The organism is Acinetobacter tandoii (assembly GCF_008867985.1).
Classification (GTDB): domain Bacteria; phylum Pseudomonadota; class Gammaproteobacteria; order Pseudomonadales; family Moraxellaceae; genus Acinetobacter; species Acinetobacter tandoii.
In genome coordinates, this window is the sequence record NZ_VXLD01000002.1 from 250,249 (window position 1) to 268,391 (window position 18,143).

An 18,143-nucleotide genomic window follows, 5' to 3' on the forward strand; every position below is an offset into this window, starting at 1 on the left:
TACCAAATGATACAATTTTAAAACAAATTAATAATAATTATCGTTTATCAAAAAAATAAAAATTAAATATAAATCAATATATTAAACAACATTAACCACCCAATTTATAAAACCAATTCTCACATTTAGAGCAATTAAATTCAAAAATAATGATAAAATTAAAGAGCAACATGAACCATAAATTGATTATATTTATCAATTACTTAATAACTAGATAATTTTATATAGCTCACCTAAAAAATAATTTTTTAATTAAAAATCAACAATTAGCAAAACTATTAAATAATAGCAAAAAAAATTTAAATGAGATTGTAAATATATTTGCTTAACACCTATTCCCAGAGTATTTTTAAAAACACTAAAAATAAATAAATTCAAATAAACAATATTAACCAAATGATAAAGTGAGACTATCCACATGATTGAATGGTTACAGAATGAATTAAAGCATAGTCCTGAAATACTCTTATTTTTATCCCTTGCAATTGGTTTTTGGATTGGTCAATTCCAATTTGGAAAATTTCAATTTGGAGGAGTTGCAGGCTCGTTACTTGTCGCAGTTGTATTAAGCCTAATTGGTGTCCCTGTAGACAATGGCGTAAAAGCTATTCTATTTGCCCTATTTATTTATGCTGTCGGTTTTGAAAGTGGTCCCCAGTTTTTTAAATCGCTGGGACCACAATCAATAAAAGAAATCTTACTTGCAGTATTTATGGCAATTAGTGGACTTATTACTGTTTTGCTGATGGCAAAAATGTTTAATCTAGATAAAGGTCTAGCTGCTGGTTTAGCTGCAGGTGGAATGACGCAATCTGCAATTATTGGTACTGCTGGTGATGCCCTATCTCGACTAGACTTACCGCTTGCAGAAATTCAAAAACTTCAAGCGAATGTTGCTATTGGCTATGCTGTCACCTACATTTTTGGATCATTGGGCGCAATTATTATCTGTGTGAATATCTTGCCGAAATTTATGGGTCGAGAAATTCACGATGATGCTCTTAAAGCAGAAGCTGAACGCCTTAAAGGTGCGTTTGAACTCGCACCAGGCCAAGAACTTGCAATGCCTGAAATCGTGGGTCGCATTTACAAAGTCAAACAAGCAGCAGGACTAACGCTAGCAGAAATTGAAAACCAAACACCTAGCCTGACTATTGAGCGGTTGAAACGAAATGATAAATTTATTGATGTGAGCCCTGAACTCACGCTTCAAAATGATGATGTCGTGCTTGTGGTAGGTCGTCGTGCCAGTGTCGTTGCCGCAGCAAATCATATCGGGACCGAACTCCAGTCTTCACAAGGAATGGAAATGGTCATGGAAACCGCAGATGTCATTCTTAGAAATTCTAAATATATTGACCGAACACTGGGTGATGTTAAAGCTAATACCCCCGCTTATTTAAAACATGGCATTTATGTTCTCGGGATTAAACGTAATGAAGAAACTCAACCCTTAAGTGATGACACGATTCTTCGCCAAGGCGATGTTGTGACAGTTTATGGGACAAAAAGTGATTTAGAACGTTTAATCAAAGAAGCTGGTAAAGCATTACCAGAAAGTCTCAAAACAGACTGGATTTTTCATGGTGCGGGTTTAGTTATTGGCTTACTGATTGGCTTATTTGTCATTCGAATTGGTGGTGTTCCTCTTACACTCGGTGCAGGCGGTGGCGCATTATTATCGGGTCTTTTATTTGGCTGGCTACGTAGTCGAAATAAAGTCCACGGCAATATGCCTTTAGCCGCATCACAACTACTTAAAGATTTAGGCTTGGCAGGTTTTGTCGCTGCAGTCGGCTTACAATCAGGTTTACAAGCAATTCAAACCATTAAAGAAAGCGGTCTGTCTTTATTTATGATTGGTGTGGTTGTCACGCTAGTGCCTTTAATTTTATCCATGCTGTTTGCACGCTATGTACTTCGTTATGACAACGTTGCAGTTATGGCTGGTGCTCTTTCGGGTGCGCGAAGTGCAAATCCAGCATTCGGTGGCGTATTAGATAAAGCTGGAAACTCTATTCCAACCGTACCATTTGCTATTACTTATGCATTAGCAAATGTATTTCTGACCTTACTCGGACCACTGATTGTGGGTCTGGCTTAAACTTTTTATATCTAAAAACACTTACTCTTCAACATAATTAAGGAGACTTCCCATGGGGAATGTTGATTACTCAAAATATGCAAAACTAAGCCCATTTGAACTTAAAGATGAACTGATTGCACTGGCTTTAAGCCATACAGATCGTATGATGCTCAATGCGGGTCGCGGAAATCCAAACTTTCTTGCAACCGTACCACGCCGTGCTTTTTTTCAGCTTGGTTTATTCTCGGCAACTGAGTCTGAATTTTCATTTTCCTACATGCCAGAAGGGCTAGGTGGTTTTCCTAGAGCCGAAGGGCTACAGTCACGCTTTGATCATTTCGTACTAGAAAATCGTGATAAACCTGGTGTCGTCTTTTTAGGTAAAGCAATTTCCTATGTCCGTGATCAATTGGGTTTAGATCCTGATGCTTTCTTGCTAGAGATGGTTGAAGGTATTCTCGGTTGTAACTACCCCGTACCAGATCGAATGCTTAAAGTCAGTGAAAAAATTATTAAAGAATATGTTTTACGTGAAATGGGTGTTCAAGGAATGCCACAAGAAGGGTTAGATCTGTTTGCCGTTGAAGGTGGTACAGCTGCAATGGCCTATATTTTTAATTCACTGAAAGAAAATAAAATTATTTCTACTGGCGACCGAATTGCAATTGGTTCTCCAATTTTCACCCCTTATTTAGAAATCCCAAAACTCAATGATTATCAACTTGAAGAAGTGCTGATTGAAGCAGATGCTAACCTTGGCTGGCAGTATCCAGAATCTGAATTACGTAAATTAGAAGACCCCTCTATCAAGGCATTCTTTTTAGTTAACCCAAGCAACCCGCCATCAGTGAAAATGAGTGATGAAGGCTTAGCAATTTTGGCGGATATTGTCAAAAAACGTCCAGACCTGATTATTCTAACAGATGACGTATATGGCACATTTGCAGATAACTTTAAATCCTTATTTGCGATATGCCCAGACAATACAATTTTGGTTTATTCATTCTCGAAATATTTTGGAGCTACGGGTTGGAGACTCGGTGTAATTGCACTCAGTAACAATAATATTTTAGATAAGAAAATTGCGAATCTCTCTAAAAAAGATAAGTTAGAACTCGAAGAACGTTATTCATCTTTGACCACAGATCCATCAAGCATCAAGTTTATTGATCGTCTTGTAGCTGACAGTCGCAATGTCGCCTTAAATCATACTGCGGGCTTATCAACGCCGCAGCAAGTTCAAATGGTGCTTTTTGCATTATTTAATATGATGGATTCACGTCAAAGCTACAAAAAAGCGGTGAAATCTGTGGTACGTGAACGTGATGCCACTTTATATCGTCAACTTGGTGTTGAAATTCCACAAGACCCAAATTCTGTCAATTATTACACATTGGTGAATTTGGAAAAAACCGCTCGTACCTTATATGGCGATGAGTTTGCTGAATGGATTATGAAAAATAAGAATCCAACAGAATTATTATTCCGTGTTGCGGATGAAACCAGTGTTGTACTTTTACCTGGTTCTGGCTTCGGCGTTCAACATCCATCTGCTCGAGCATCATTGGCAAATTTAAATGAGTTTCAATATGCGGCCATAGGAACATCTTTACGTAAATTTGCCGAAGAAGCCTATGAGGAATTTAAAAAAGCCAATAAGAAGAAAGCGAAATAGTTTTACTTTTTTCTTCTAAAAAAAGGGCTTAATAAATTTGTTATCAAGCCCTTTTTTAAACTCACTAGAAATTCTCATTAGTAAAAAATATTTTCAAAATATCCCTTTCTATAAAAAAAATATTAACAAATTCATTCATCTTAGAATCCCTACTCGCACAAATCCTCCTAAAATTGGTATGAATAATTGATTAACAAACGATGCTGCGCCCAGTCTTTGCGCGTCAAACCATTAATTTTTTCTCCTGGTTCACCATTTTTAAATCTTGAGTCATAATTCAAATAAGAATATCGAACATCTACATTCTGCATCCAGGGAATTGCATAACTCAATGTTAAATCTAAGAACTGTTCTTTTCCTTCAAGATCACTACTTATATTGCTTTGATGAGCCCCAAAACCATATATATATTTAGCTTCAGTTTTTAAACCTTTAATCTTATCTTTCCAATCGTATTTCAGCCGTAGTGCAATCGCTGTTTCATCATTATTGCTAAAATCAGGGCCTATTGCAGAAGCTGTAGGAAATGGATGGGTACCATGGTCCTGCGTTAACACATTAATCCGATCTGAATATGTGGAAAAATTGTCTTCTATCCAAAATCCATCAAATTTGGAAACTGCAAATCCTGCCTCTATGTTATGCCTTAACCAGTTCAACTCTAAAAAATATCCTCTGCCTCGGTTATCAATGTCTTGCCCTTTCACACAATCTAAATCAAATTCAGCCCCACACTTAAACAAAGCGCCATCATCACGAGAAAAAAATGCACCACTACTCAAGCGCCACATATTTTCTGCAACTGGCAATTTGTATTGAAGAATTGCACCATATTTTTCTAAATAACTTTTACTTTTTAGATATTCCGCTGAGATATTTAGATTCTGAACCTGATATGATCCACCAATCAGTCCAACATAAGAAATTCGTTCATTATTATCTGTGACCAATTTTTCAAAAGAATCCATACTACGTGGCTTCCATTGGTCATAATAAGAAATGTACGTTTTCACTTGATCATTAAATTTTAACTTAGCACTGGCTCCTGAGAATGTATCGGGAACAGCACGATTCGTTGTACTTTTAAGTAGCAACGAATCCTGTAATTGCCGCCCTACTTTAATCTCACCAATATCTAAAACTTTCGCTTTAACATAGAGTTGCCCCAAAGTCGCAAAATTTTGATCTAATTTTCCATTTGTTTGGACTTCTAATAGTTGGGTTGTTGACTTACCAGAATCGAATAATTTCGTCACTGCATACAAAGATCCATCCATTCCCAACCAGTTTGACCAGTATTTAGAGCGATAATTTAATTCGACCCCTAAAGCACTTTGTTCATAGCCAACTTCAGAGGGTGTAGGATTACTTAAAGTTGGATGGGCTGTTCCATCATCATTCCAATAACGAGTATTCAGTTTTAGTTGCAATGTGCCTAAGTCGGATGGCTGTGCAGCATAACTCCATGTACAGAAAAAACAGCCGACTACCCCACATAAAATATATGGATTCATTTAAAGTTCCTTTTTTTAGACATGAATGACCTTTTGCCTAACTTTTGGAGTTAGGCAAAATTCACTGTAGAGAATATAAAAGTGATTTAAGGAGAGAGTTTTTCGAGCATTTGCCCTTTGGTTTCAATTGCAAACCAGAACGTTACAAGACCACCAACTAAAGCAACCACGGCCAAAACACTAAAAACATACTGGATGCCATAACCCGACACCACAAGCCCAACCATAAGTGGTCCAATAGCAGAGCCTGCACGTAACCAAGCGGTACTAAACCCTATACCCATAGCTCTTAATCTTGTCGGATATAATTCGGCGGCATATAAGTACAAGGAGAAAGAAATTGTCTGTAAAATTGCGTAGCTTAATGTCGCCAGAACAACAACTTCTGTAGCGGTTTTAGCCCCCAATATAGACAGACACATTAATGGAATAATCGCCAGAAAGAATGCCACAGTGTACCAAGGGCGACGTCCCACTTTATCAATCATTAATGCACAAATAATCGAAGCAATAACGCCAACACCTGAAGTAATCCAACCGTAACCCAAACTGGTTTGTAATGACAAACCGAAATGCTGTTTATATAGCGAAGGGAGCCATGTCACCATTGCATTGTTCACCATATAGACACAGAACCACATGCCCCAAAGTGTGAATGTGCGTTTCCGGTAAATCCCTCTAAAGAGTTCACGCCAGTCTGTTTTTGCCATAGATTGTGGATTAATTTCCTTCACTATAGGCTCAGGTAAAGCTTTTCCACTTTTTATTGCGCCTTGTTCAAAGAGCGTAACAACTTGGTCGGCTTCTTCAAAACGTCCTTTCGATGCTAACCAGCGTGGTGATTCTTTTAAGAAAAATCGCAAAGGAATGACCAATAACGAAGGAATAAGTCCGACAATAAACATCACTTTCCAGCCATAAATAGGCATTAAGAAATAAGCTGCCATTCCCGCAAACATTAATCCTAAAGGAAATAAAACTTCGTACAATAAGAAAAATTTCCCTCGTTTCTCAGCCCCAATAAATTCATTAATATAGGCACTTGCAACAGGTACCTCACCACCTGTTCCTACACCCTGAAAAAATCGAAAAACTAATAAAGATAAACCACTCCAAGCAAACAAGCAGGCGATGTCCATCGCAACAAAAAGTAGAATAGTAAATGAGAGAACTTTTAATCGACCAACTTTTTCAGCCAATGATCCAAAGAAAACAGCACCAAATAATTGTCCCACATATCCAGCAGCAATAATTGCACCTACATATGCAGGGGTTAAATGCCATTCACTAATCAGTTGAGGTAAAGCGAAGGCAATCGCAAGAACAGTATAGGCATCAAAAAATGTCGCTATACCAATAGTGACACGCATAAACTGCAACCGACGTGTCACAGGAATTCGTTCTAGTCTTGCAATAATTTCAGCATTTTTTTGTTGATGATGATGAATTAACTCCATATCCGCTAGATTTGTCATCCTCAATCTCCTTATCAACTACGTTCCTCGTAGTTTCTTTGTTATTCGCTCGCTGCAACTACCTGTCGCTAGCAATGTCGTACTTTTTAATTATTATTTTTAATTCATGTGCGAACTTTGCCTCAGGCAGCGTACATGATAAAAGGGCTAACGTAAAACGTTAGCCCTAATGGTGTTAGGCAACCGCCTGTTTTTCATCCACCTTACCAATACCCGCTAAACGCATCGCTTCATGAATTTCTTGCTCTGCCCCTTCTGCTAGCGGTAACAATGGTGAGCGTACAGTTGCATGGTCTAAAATACCACGTGCAACCAAGGCATGTTTAAGTGCAACTGTACCTTCCATATGTGAACCACGATGGTACACATTACGTGTTACTGGTAGAAGTTGATCATGTAGCGCACGAGCTTTTGCATAGTCTTTTGCCTTACCTGCTTTAATCATTTCGATTAAAAGCTCAGGTGCAATATTGCCATAACCCACTAACGCACCATCTACGTCAAACATCGTGTGTAATAAGTATTCATCATGGCAAGTAAGGATTTGTAGATCAGGACGTTCACGACGAATAATTGGGATTTCTACATCCCAACGACGCATATTACGCACACCATTTTTCATTGCAAAAACGCCGGGTTGAGCCGAGATATCTAATAAAGTATCTAAGTCATACGTTGCTTTTGTTGCATCTGGGTATTGGAACAAAATAGAAGGTAAACCACTTTGCTCATAAATTGCTTTATAACGATCTTGCGGTGCACCCTTTTGATAACCAAAACGCAACCAACCATGTGACGGATAAATGAGACCAGCAGCGGCGCCTGCTGCAACTGCACGTTTAGCTTCTTGCGCAGCAACTTCAGTTCCTTCTAGGGTAATACCTGCAATTACTGGAATTTTGTTGTCTACAGACTTCACAAAACTTTCGATAACTTGTTGCTGTTCTTTTTGAGAGAGGAATGTACCTTCCCCTGCATGCCCTAAAACAACTAAACCTTTCACGCCATCAATACTGCCAAGCCAAGAACCTAGTCGTTGGATTGCTGCATGGTCAACTGCACCATCACGAGTAAATGGAGTCACAGGGGCTGGTGTTAAACCACGTAAATCAATGCTCATCTTTTGCATCCTTGTATATCATCAAATTAAAGTTATAAAATTAATATAATTCAATAATTTAATTGAATATTTAAACTTTATGATTAAAGTATAGGCTGTATAAAATTCTTCGAGAATCCGTAATTTCCTTATTTCAGCTATACTGAATTTGTATATCTCACAGGAGTGATTAAATGAATTACATGCAATGGAAATTATTTTTAGATGCAAATGACTTAGGTAGTTTAAGTAAAGTGGCTCAGTTTTATAACACGAGCCAACCACACATTAGTCGCCAATTACAAGAGTTAGAAGATTTCTGTGGTGGGCGGTTATTTCATCGTACAGGTCGTGGAGTCACCCTTACCGATTTAGGCGCATTCTTACTTCCCAAAATTCGTCATTGGGTCAAACTGACGGAACAATTGCAAAATGATATTCACCATTCCAGTAAAAACTTAATCGGTAAAGTAAGAATTGGCAGTATCCCTTCTACAGCACATCCATTACTCACAACGGTGAGCCATCGTCTTAAAAAGGAATATCCTCAAATCGAGCTTTCTGTACGTGAAGGACAAGGCGTGCAATTAGAAAAATGGCTTGAAGAAGGATCGGTAGATTTATCTTTACACTATCGTTTTCATTCATCCTCTCAGAATGGTGATTTATATTTGGCTGAAGTAGAAACTTATTTAGTCGGTAAAAAAGAAGACCCTTTATTAAAAGACCCAAGTATCGATTTCACCCAGTTGGATGGCTTACCTTTAGTGACTTTTTGCCGCCCAAGTAGTTGGGTCACTCATTTAGAAAATATTGCGCGCCAAAAACAAACGACCCTCAACATTGCGTTTGAAGCGGATTCAATCAGTATGCAAATGCACTTAATAGAAAGTGGACATTACTATGGAATTTTAAGTCCTCAAGCGATAAAGAATCATGCTCAAGGTAAAAAGCTGACGGCGGTTAAAATTACTCAACCCAATATTAAGCGCTATTTATCATTATCCATGTCTCCACATACTTACTTAACCCCTCCTTGCAGAAAAGTAATTGAGATAATTAAAGATATATTAAAGTCGGGTGATCTTGATTTTTCTAGTGTAAATGATGATCTATTTAGTTGATAAAAGAACCACTCAACGGAACTTTTCCAATTTGCTAAACATAAGGCAATGGTGCCTGATTACCCGCTTACTCCTCTATTATCTTTTTTGTAAATACGTGGATTATGTAAAAAACTACACATATCTTAAACCGGAATCGGTCTAAATGAACGCCATTGATTAATGTGTATCTGACCTATTTCAGAAAAGAGATTAAATATCATCTAAGCCATATGATGGGTGCTGAGTATTCTGAAGATTTAAATCTGATTTTCCATCTGATCAAGCAGCGCTGTAGATCGTAAAAGCGTACATAGTTTAAAAATAAAGCTCCTGCATTCTTGACATGACTTTGAGATATTTCTTACTGTGAATCTACTGAAAAACATTTCCATACATCTGAGATAACGCCAGATTCATTGAGGATCATATTATCCATGTTAGTCATGCCAATGACGTAAAAATTATTTCAAAGCATCCGATCTGGGCAATTCTATTTAAATCAATGAGATTGTTAGAATATTAAATCTGACTATTCGCTTTAATTGTATTGTTCTTATGTATAATGAATTTTATAAATATTATTTAAGTCATAAATACTGATGCAATCATTATCAATAATCGCATTATATCTTGCAGCAATATTGACGTTATGTGCTGCCCTACTCCATTTCATTTGTATTCTTTGGGGAGCAAATGGTTATCGTTTTTTAGGGGCAGGTAAAAGCATGGTCGATATGGTTGAAAGAGGAAAATTATATCCACATTTAATCACTATCGCTGTAGGTTTAATGCTCTTGCTATGCTCAACGTATGCATATTTTGCTGCAAAAGGAATAACACTATTACCATTTAGTAAAACCATACTCTCAATTTTTGCAGCTATACTTCTTATACGTGGTCTTTCTTTTCCAATTTTGAAATCAAAATTCGTTGGTAATAGTGATTTATTTTGGTATATCAGCTCAGCTTTTTGTTTACTCTTAGGTGGGCTGTATGCAGTAGGTATATCTTTAAGTTGAAAAAGAAAACTAATGTTTTATGTCAGGAAAACTATTGTTAGTCTGATAGCGTCCAGAATTTTATGACGTTGTTTTAGAGGGTGTTTATCTGCTTTTGATCACTGTATAGATTGCGTGTTCTTTCGCTACTAAGTTATTAAATCAGAGCCTTGTACGTTTAATCTACTCATTAATTCCCGACGCATTCATTATTAACCGTAGCTGACAGGCAAAGAGCCATACCATAGATATTTTCCATGTTTAACAATTGCTGCTTTAAATTTATCTCATTTTTAATATTGTAAAGAATATTTTATAAATGATGATCAACAAGTTTGTGCAACCAAGTTCATCAAAAATATCATTTTAAAATGACTCACCTATTATCATGACTTAAGACTCTCATAAAGAAACCGTATGTTTATACGGTTTCTTTATCCGTATATTTTAAGCGGCAATTTCTTTTTGATTAAGCACTGGACTGTTTCCAATTTGCCAAACATAAGGTAAAGGTGCCTGATTTACCACCCAATCTCCTATCACTTTCTGTTTGTAAATAAGTGGATTATGGGAAGAAACCACACGTGCATTGCGCCAGAATCGGTCTAGTTGCTTTTCTGTTGTACTAGCAGATGCACCTAATGCATTAAACAGTTCTGTCGTTAAATTTAGCACCAATTCCGAAATGACTACCTGTCCTTGTGAAGATGCGAGTTCAGCAGAGTCATTCGCTTGTAATTCCGTATTTTCATCATTTTGGAAATGACTCAAATACGCTTGGTCTAATGCATCAGCAGTGCTTAAAGCAATTGCTTCAGCCGCATATGCCTGTGCAGAGGCTTTGCCAATCACTTGTAAAATTTGTGCATCATTACGAACCAACTCTGCATTGCCATGACTGAAGATGCGGGTACGTTTCCGCACTTCATGCGTAAAAACTTCTACCGCATTTTGTGCAATACCAGCCAAAGTCGCTAAATGCACGACTTGATAAAATGCAGTTTGATATTTAAATCTCTCTTGAAATGGCAAGATATGGTCACGAGCAATTTGTACATTATCAATTTTTAATGTTCCACTGCCCGTGGTTTTTTGGCCAAAACCATCCCAATCATCAACAATATGAATACCTTCTACCTGTGTTGAAACAGCAGCAATAACGTGCTGATTTGTCGTTTCATCGAAAGCGAATAAATCAATCCAATCTGCGAAAATAGTCCCTGTCGAATAATATTTCTGGCCATTCACGACGAGATTTCCACTTTGTGACTCTGTCACACGCGTGGCGACATCACCTATTTCTACGTTGCCTATTTCCGTCCATGCATTTCCTACAAGGTCACCTTTTACAAAGCGCTCAAACCATAAGGTTTGTGGCTCTGTCTTATGGGCATTTAAACGATCTTCCACAAAAGCAAAATGTCCACGCAATGCCTGAACCACATTAGAATCCGCTTTTGCCAGCTCAATTAAGAGTTGGAATAATTGTCTTTGCGACACGCCATCTCCACCAAAAGCGACAGGAACACGTACCGCGCCAAAACCCGCCTGCTTTAACCATTGGATCGGTTCATAAGGCAATATTCGGTTTTTTTCACGCTCTAGTGCACCTTCTGCGATGCGCTGAAAAATAGCACGGAATTTTCCAGCCACTTGCTCGTAATGAGCACCTAAAGACAAGTTTTGATTATTTTGAATAGTCATAATATTTTCCTATTAACTCCATGCATGACGTGGTGGAGGAACATCATTTAAATAATAATTCCCAACAATATTCAGTTTCCAACGGACGGGGTCATGTAAAGTATGTGTACGCGCATTGCGCCAATGACGGTCTAAATTCAGTTCCGATAGTGTTGAACGTGTACCCGAAAGTTCAAATAGTTTATTGGCTGCCAATAAGGCAATCTCTGTGGTCAGCACTTTAGATTCTGCTGTAATTAAAGTTGCTTCAGACACAGTTTCTTCTGTTGGATTCAACAACGCCTGATCAATTGCTTCACCCGCTAAAGCCAAAACAGCTTCTGCTGCACGCAGTTTAATTTTTAACTCACCAATATTGGCAATGGTGTACGGATCTTGAGATGCTTGTTCTAAGCCCGAATCAATCCACGGGCGTGCATGAGCACGGACATACGCAATCGTTTCATCAATTGCACCACGTGCGATGCCAGCATCAATAGCAGATTGAATAAATTGCGAAATTGCCCCTGCTGCGGTTGGACGTTCAAAGGCTTGATAAATTGGTACAATGTATTTTAAATCGACTTGAACATTGTTTAAGTGTACTGAACCACTGACTGTAGTACGCTGACCAAATCCGCTCCAATCATTTACAATCGTCAAGCCTGGCGTGTGTTGAGGCACTAATGCAGCAAAGGGCTTACCCTCTTCACTTACAGCCACTACAGGTATCCAATGGGCGAGTAATGCGCCTGTGGCAAAAAATTTCTGACCATTAATAACAGCGTGCCCATCTTTAAATGCAATTTTTGTTGTTAAGTCTGCAACAGTTTTAGAACCTTTTTCAGAAAATGCATTGCCAAAACGTTTTCCCTGCAAAACTTGAGCAAAGAAAAACTCTTGCTGCTCCAATGAAGCATCCAAACGAATATGTTCTAAAAACGCCCAATGGTTTTGTGCAATTTGCCCTAAAGATGAGTCTGCACTAGAAATAATTTTGACCACTTCTGCAAGCGTTTTATAACTGACACCCGCACCGCCAAATTGTTTAGGAATAGTAATGCCCCAAAGACCCGATGCTGAATATTGTTGCACCTCTCGCAAAGGTAATTGTCGCTGATAGTCACGTTGAGAGGCTTCTTTCGCAAATTCTACTGCCAACGTTTTGGCAACTTGTATGGCTTCTTCATCTGAGCGGATGATATGAGCCAGACGCTCTTGTTGATAAAAATTCCTTGGAATGTTTTGCGCATCTTCCAATTTTATTTCAATTTTTGAAGTCATTATAAAAACTCAGTGAGATGGTTATAAAATCTAAGCTAGCACTATTTTTTTCTTATATTTATAATTTAATCCGAAAATAAAATCATTTTTTAAAATATAATCCATGGTTTTATTCATATTAAAATTTATATATTTACAAGTTTTAATTTATTTTACCTTTATCACCAAAACTTCAATAAACACCCCTCATCTTCATAAACATTATTTATGATAAAGATTGATTTTTTTATTATGAAAGTTTGCATATTTTCTTATTAAGATTATTCATTATTTTTGTTAAAAATCTTAAACCAATATGACCCAAAAAATTAGATTTAATGCTTTTGAAATGAATTGTATCGCCCACCAATCACCTGGCTTATGGCGTCATCCGCTAGACCGCTCTACAGAATATAAAGACTTAGAGTATTGGACAGATTTAGCCCAAATTTTAGAACGTGGGAAATTTGATGGCATTTTTCTGGCAGATGTCTTGGGAATCTATGATGTCTATCATCAATCCGCTGAACATGCACTGACTGGTGCGGTACAAGTGCCTGTCAATGATCCGCTACAAATTGTTCCCGCGATGGCTGCTGTCACCAAACACTTGGGCTTTGGTGTGACCACCTCTATCTCCTTTGAACATCCTTATCCATTTGCACGCCGTATGAGTACGCTGGATCATCTGACCAAAGGTCGTGCGGGTTGGAATATTGTGACTTCATATTTAGAAAGTGGCTCTAAAAACTTAGGTTTAAAAAATCAGGTCAGCCATGATAATCGTTATGACATTGCCGATGAATACCTTGAAGTTCTGTATAAACTTTGGGAAGGGTCTTGGGAGCAAGACGCTGTGCTTCGTGACAAAGAAAAAGGGATTTTTGCTGACCCTAAAAAAGTGCATCCGATTCATCATGAGGGGGAATATTTTACCGTTCCTGGTATTCATATTTGTGAGCCCTCTCCGCAGCGTACTCCAGTTCTTTATCAAGCTGGTGCATCACACCGTGGACAAACTTTTGCCTGCCAAAATGCCGAATGTGTTTTTATTTCTGCACCAACCAAAGCAGCAGTAAAAAAACTGGTTCAAGGCATCCGCACTAAACTTGTAGAAAATGGCAAGGATCCTTCTTCAATTTTAATTTACACCATGCTGTCTATTGTTGTAGATGAAACAGATGCAAAAGCTCAAGCTAAATTTAAGGAATATCAACAATATGGAAGTTATCATGGTGGATTAACCTTAGCTTCTGGCTGGTCTGGGGTCGACTTCTCACAATTTAATGCTGCTGATCAGGTTGAATACATTCAGACCAATGCTATTCAATCTATGCTGGACTCCTATGTAAAAGCTGATCCTGATCGTATTTGGACAATTGAAGAAATTGCTAAATTTATCAGTGTGGGTGGTAATGGACCCGTACTGGTCGGCTCACCAACAACTATTGCGGACCGTCTACAAGAGTGGGTAGAAGATACGGGTATTGATGGTTTTAATCTTGCCTATATCTTGGCGCATAAAACATTTGAAGATGTTGTTGAATTTGTGGTTCCAGAACTTCAGAAACGCGGTGTTTATCAGACTGAATATGCCACTGGAACTTTACGCGACAAACTGTTTGGACAAGGTCCTTTGTTGCCTGAAAATCATAGAGGAGCTAGCTTCCGCTATCATCCACAAAAGAAGAAAGCCGTAATTCAGGCATAAAGCATTGACAATAAATAGTTTAAATTATTCAAAATGCTAATGCTCTATATTGAATCGATCATATTACTGCAGGTTTTCTTAGCATTCACTCTTAGAAACTTAGCCTGCAGTAGCCCATACTCATTTCTATATCTTTCTCACCATAAGTTCGTCCCTTTCAACGCCCCGAAAATACTTGGCTTGGCTCCATCTTCAATACAGGGCGCACGCTCAATGCGGCAGCAACCAAGCAGACCAGTACAACAGTCATAGCTCCTAGCACAGGGGTAAACCACATCATCCGAAATGGATATCCTGCCATAATTGCCAACTGCCCAATCATGGCACAAAGCCCCAGCCCGAGACCTGTGCCCAGCAGCCCACACAAACCCGCCTGAGCAAATACCATGGTCAAAAGAAGTCTTGGTGTGGCCCCCATCGCACTAAGTACCGCATAATTACGCAGGTTCTCATTCGTAAACATGTAAAGCATAACGCCTGTTACACCAAAGCCGACAGAGATTGCCAAGGTTAGCATTGCCCCAATGTCTCCTACATCTTCAGAGTTCAGCAGAAACCAATGCACAGTATCCGATTTAAACTGTGCAGACGTCCGTGCACGTAAACCTGTGGCTGACTCGATGCGCGCTGCTAAGTCTTCAGGCGCTACCTTTGGTGCAGCGTTGACCAGCACGAATGTGAGCTGACGGCGTTCTGGTGGCAAAATTCGAGTCGCGTTCGAAAAAGTCGTATATAGTAACGGACGTGGTGGAAATCTAGGAAGTCCTTGCGATTGACCGAGAATTCGCAAGCTATGATCATTCAGAAGTAATTCATCACCTGTGGTCAGTTCACGGGTTGGCGCATCAAAATCTATTTTACCTTGTGGCAATTGCTCCGAAATTTGCAATGTGGTTTCCAACTTACCATTGGTTCCTCCTGCATCAATCACCACTGCATCAGGAACTCTCAATAAGCTAGGCATTACCTTATTTTGGATAGTCGGCATGCCGCGCAATGTTGCATCATCAACACCAATCACCTGAAAGGGCTGGTAACGTCCATCTGGAAAACGGACATCTGCTGTGGCAAACATGAGTGGCTCTGCAGATTGTACTCCTGCAACGCTGCGAACACTTGCCAATGCTTGCAAGGACATATTGGTGGTTTGCTCAACTGAAGTTACTGCAGGATCCATCACCCATACATCTACAGTACCATTCTCGGAAATAGGTGCGTAACCTCGCGTCATAATTCCAGCAAAATAGGATGCAGCAAATGTGACCAAAAAGGAGGTAAAGGTAATACCGAAGATTAAGCCCACGTATTTAGCGCGATCACCTAGCAGCATTTTTAAGGCTATACGTAACATTTTGGTACTCCTTTTTAATGCATGCAGACGGACTGGATCATTACAAAATCTTCGCGGAAGATGCAGCTAATGTGGCTTGAGAATGTATACCATTCGAAGGTTGACTCTGTTTGGTTTCAATGAACACATCGACTTGCTGCCCAACATAAATTGGCAAGGTGGTGTGATCAAAACTATAAATGACCTGCAAGGCACGGGTATCGACCCGCTCGGTGCTATCGCCCGTCAGTGAGGTTTTAGGCAGCACATACGGATCCACCCGTTCAAATTTCAGTGTGGTGTGTAAATTTGGATTACCCCGCACAAATGCCACGGCATGTGCCCCAGGCTGAATTCGCCATGCATCATTCTCATCAATGTCAGCACGTACGAATAGCCGATCATCATTACCAATCAACATCGAAGAGTCACTAGGCACACCACCTTGCACGAATGCGCCGATACGAATCTTGTTTTGTAATACTCGTCCATGGATTAAAGCACGTACAGTATAGCGCTCAATATCCATTTGAATTTGCTTAACCTGAGCTTGAGCTGATGCCAGCTCAGCTTCAGCAAGCTGGACTGCAAAGCGCCGATTGTTGAGCTCCTCGACGCTAATCGCACGTTTATCCGATAAGCTGTTCGCAAGTTCAAATTGGCTCTTGGCTTGTGCCAAACGCGCTGCAATTTCTTTGATTTTCGCCATTGCAGGTAGCAGTTGGGCTTGAAGTTCACGATCATCAATCTTAAATAACTTATCGCCAACCTGCACCTCGCTGCCTTCGTGCACATACAGCTCGACCACAACACCAGACACAGGCGTGCCGACAATGATATTTCCTGTACTTGCCTCGATAATACCTGCTCCAGCCACATAGCTCGGAAAAGGTGATTTGGGTGACTGAACTACGGGTTGGGATGGAGGTGATTGCCTATTGCCAATCAGTACCATCGTGATAGCAAGCAACAGACCGATCAGTGCGAGTATTGGGAGCAAATATTTACGCATCATTGTACTTTGTCTCCTCGATTTGATTGCTTATATCGGCAATCTTCCCATCATCCATATGCGCGATACGATCAGCAAACTCATAAATACGAGTGTCATGTGTTACCACTACTAGTGCGCGATCTGGAGCTTGTGCTACATTCCGCAAGATCTCCATCATGGCATGTCCCGTGGCATGATCCAAACTACTCGTTGGTTCGTCACAAATAATGATTTTAGGTTCATGCACAAGTGCACGCGCAATTGCTACACGCTGCTGTTGCCCACCACTGAGCTGGCTTGGAAGTGCATCTTCACGTCCCGAAAGTCCAACCTGATCCAGAATGACTCGAGCACGTTGAAGCGCAAACTTGCGCTCTTCGCCACTGATTAATAAAGGTACGGCAACGTTTTCAGCGGCAGTCAATGAAGGAAGCAAGTTAAAAGTCTGGAACACAAAACCAATAGATGTTCCACGAAAATGCGCTCGCTCGGCTGTAGTCATGTTTTCCAAGTCTTTGCCAAGTATGGTGCATGTGCCTGCATCACGTTTCAAAATTCCCCCGATAATTGAAATCAGGGTTGTTTTTCCACAGCCTGAAGGACCGGCCAGAATAAGTAACTCCCCTCGGTAGACATCAAGATTGACACCTCGTAAGGCGGTCACTTTCGCTTCACCGACACCATATTCTTTCGTCACACCAGAACACTTGATGAGGACATCCTGACTCGATTTCATTATTATTGTCCTTATGTCTGGTCGCTGAAAATTCGGTTTGACCTGTCTAATCTCTACGTTGCCTAACCAATAACTTCTTTATCATTGTGAGTACAGCATATTTGTAAAAATATTTGATCTAATCAAACCTAGTTTCAGAGCTTTCTTATTAATGTCTGCAAGGCTATTCCTAGGAGTTCTAGCAGATCAAGCTATATATTTTAAAGGCTAAAAATTATTCTAATTCATACAGTATACTATGGCATAAGCACGGTATGTAATACCACATAAAACTATGGAATAAATAACATATTGATAATCACATGATTATTATCTATGAAAATGATGCCCTTAAGACATATATCTAATGCTATAAAAGGCAATGTACGGATATTAAAAAAAGAAAGTTGCGCTGAAAAGTATCCCAATTGAGCTTAAACTTTTCGTGATCACCATGTGATTGAAATATTGAGGTGATACAAAAGAATTTTATT

13 protein-coding genes are annotated in these 18,143 nt (G+C 39.2%); 5 read left to right on the plus strand and 8 right to left on the minus strand.

Annotated elements, in window-relative coordinates; genetic code table 11:
- Positions 1-418 precede the first annotated feature (418 nt).
- Together aspT and F4W09_RS04255 are read left to right on the plus strand one after the other, a co-directional pair.
- Positions 419-2,104 (plus strand): aspartate-alanine antiporter, encoded by a 1,686-nt coding sequence (aspT, locus tag F4W09_RS04250; RefSeq protein WP_151504127.1) that lies wholly within the window; start codon positions 419-421, stop codon positions 2,102-2,104.
- A 52-nt stretch (positions 2,105-2,156) separates the two neighbouring features.
- Positions 2,157-3,761: a bifunctional aspartate transaminase/aspartate 4-decarboxylase gene (locus F4W09_RS04255; RefSeq protein WP_151504128.1), complete on the plus strand. Its 1,605-nt coding sequence runs from the start codon at positions 2,157-2,159 to the stop codon at positions 3,759-3,761.
- Between the two features lie 167 nt (positions 3,762-3,928).
- Here the strand turns inward: F4W09_RS04255 and F4W09_RS04260 are convergent, their stop codons facing one another.
- The 3 genes from F4W09_RS04260 to F4W09_RS04270 all read right to left on the minus strand — a co-directional run bounded on the left by F4W09_RS04260 (position 3,929) and on the right by F4W09_RS04270 (position 7,870).
- Positions 3,929-5,275, minus strand: a complete 1,347-nt coding sequence (locus F4W09_RS04260) for an OprD family outer membrane porin (protein WP_151504129.1) — start codon at positions 5,273-5,275, stop codon at positions 3,929-3,931.
- Positions 5,276-5,361: 86 nt separating this feature from the next.
- The gene (locus F4W09_RS04265) at positions 5,362-6,750 is read right to left on the minus strand and encodes an MFS transporter (protein ID WP_151504130.1); all 1,389 of its coding nucleotides are present in this window, start codon (positions 6,748-6,750) and stop codon (positions 5,362-5,364) included.
- Between the two features lie 175 nt (positions 6,751-6,925).
- Positions 6,926-7,870, minus strand: a complete 945-nt coding sequence (locus F4W09_RS04270) for a dihydrodipicolinate synthase family protein (protein WP_151504131.1) — start codon at positions 7,868-7,870, stop codon at positions 6,926-6,928.
- Between the two features lie 173 nt (positions 7,871-8,043).
- Between F4W09_RS04270 and F4W09_RS04275 the strand changes: the two genes are divergently transcribed.
- Together F4W09_RS04275 and F4W09_RS04280 are read left to right on the plus strand one after the other, a co-directional pair.
- Positions 8,044-8,973: a LysR family transcriptional regulator gene (locus F4W09_RS04275; protein ID WP_044739393.1), complete on the plus strand. Its 930-nt coding sequence runs from the start codon at positions 8,044-8,046 to the stop codon at positions 8,971-8,973.
- A 581-nt stretch (positions 8,974-9,554) separates the two neighbouring features.
- The gene (locus F4W09_RS04280) at positions 9,555-9,974 is read left to right on the plus strand and encodes a hypothetical protein (protein WP_016167425.1); all 420 of its coding nucleotides are present in this window, start codon (positions 9,555-9,557) and stop codon (positions 9,972-9,974) included.
- 426 nt (positions 9,975-10,400) lie between these two features.
- Here F4W09_RS04280 and F4W09_RS04285 read toward each other — a convergent pair whose 3' ends face one another.
- Both F4W09_RS04285 and F4W09_RS04290 read right to left on the minus strand, forming a co-directional pair.
- On the minus strand, positions 10,401-11,657 hold the full coding sequence (locus F4W09_RS04285; RefSeq protein ID WP_016167424.1) for an acyl-CoA dehydrogenase family protein: 1,257 nt from the start codon (positions 11,655-11,657) through the stop codon (positions 10,401-10,403).
- Positions 11,658-11,669: 12 nt separating this feature from the next.
- A complete protein-coding gene (locus F4W09_RS04290; RefSeq protein WP_151504132.1) occupies positions 11,670-12,920 on the minus strand; it encodes an SfnB family sulfur acquisition oxidoreductase in 1,251 nt (416 codons plus the stop codon).
- Positions 12,921-13,215: 295 nt separating this feature from the next.
- On the opposite strand from F4W09_RS04290, the gene F4W09_RS04295 reads away from it, so the two are divergent.
- A complete protein-coding gene (locus tag F4W09_RS04295; RefSeq protein ID WP_151504133.1) occupies positions 13,216-14,610 on the plus strand; it encodes an LLM class flavin-dependent oxidoreductase in 1,395 nt (464 codons plus the stop codon).
- Positions 14,611-14,767: 157 nt separating this feature from the next.
- On the opposite strand, the gene F4W09_RS04300 is transcribed toward F4W09_RS04295, so the two are convergent.
- Genes F4W09_RS04300 through F4W09_RS04310 form a run of 3 tightly spaced genes read right to left on the minus strand, consistent with a single transcriptional unit; the run spans position 14,768 to position 17,670 of the window.
- Positions 14,768-15,961: an FtsX-like permease family protein gene (locus F4W09_RS04300; RefSeq protein WP_151504134.1), complete on the minus strand. Its 1,194-nt coding sequence runs from the start codon at positions 15,959-15,961 to the stop codon at positions 14,768-14,770.
- A gap of 40 nt (positions 15,962-16,001) precedes the next feature.
- Positions 16,002-16,955: an efflux RND transporter periplasmic adaptor subunit gene (locus F4W09_RS04305; RefSeq protein WP_151504135.1), complete on the minus strand. Its 954-nt coding sequence runs from the start codon at positions 16,953-16,955 to the stop codon at positions 16,002-16,004.
- Positions 16,945-17,670, minus strand: a complete 726-nt coding sequence (locus F4W09_RS04310) for an ABC transporter ATP-binding protein (protein WP_151504136.1) — start codon at positions 17,668-17,670, stop codon at positions 16,945-16,947. The genes F4W09_RS04305 and F4W09_RS04310 overlap by 11 nt, the downstream gene beginning before the upstream one ends.
- Positions 17,671-18,143: the final 473 nt, after the last annotated feature.

Coding starts and splice junctions, on each gene's coding strand:
- F4W09_RS04260 (WP_151504129.1), bottom strand. CDS start 5,275: ATGAATCCATATATTTTATGTGGGGTAGTCGGCTGTTTTTTCTGTACA.
- F4W09_RS04290 (WP_151504132.1), bottom strand. CDS start 12,920: ATGACTTCAAAAATTGAAATAAAATTGGAAGATGCGCAAAACATTCCA.
- F4W09_RS04275 (WP_044739393.1), top strand. CDS start 8,044: ATGAATTACATGCAATGGAAATTATTTTTAGATGCAAATGACTTAGGT.
- F4W09_RS04265 (WP_151504130.1), bottom strand. CDS start 6,750: ATGACAAATCTAGCGGATATGGAGTTAATTCATCATCATCAACAAAAA.
- F4W09_RS04305 (WP_151504135.1), bottom strand. CDS start 16,955: ATGATGCGTAAATATTTGCTCCCAATACTCGCACTGATCGGTCTGTTG.
- F4W09_RS04310 (WP_151504136.1), bottom strand. CDS start 17,670: ATGAAATCGAGTCAGGATGTCCTCATCAAGTGTTCTGGTGTGACGAAA.
- F4W09_RS04295 (WP_151504133.1), top strand. CDS start 13,216: ATGACCCAAAAAATTAGATTTAATGCTTTTGAAATGAATTGTATCGCC.
- F4W09_RS04255 (WP_151504128.1), top strand. CDS start 2,157: ATGGGGAATGTTGATTACTCAAAATATGCAAAACTAAGCCCATTTGAA.
- F4W09_RS04300 (WP_151504134.1), bottom strand. CDS start 15,961: ATGTTACGTATAGCCTTAAAAATGCTGCTAGGTGATCGCGCTAAATAC.
- F4W09_RS04285 (WP_016167424.1), bottom strand. CDS start 11,657: ATGACTATTCAAAATAATCAAAACTTGTCTTTAGGTGCTCATTACGAG.
- F4W09_RS04280 (WP_016167425.1), top strand. CDS start 9,555: ATGCAATCATTATCAATAATCGCATTATATCTTGCAGCAATATTGACG.
- aspT (WP_151504127.1), top strand. CDS start 419: ATGATTGAATGGTTACAGAATGAATTAAAGCATAGTCCTGAAATACTC.
- F4W09_RS04270 (WP_151504131.1), bottom strand. CDS start 7,870: ATGAGCATTGATTTACGTGGTTTAACACCAGCCCCTGTGACTCCATTT.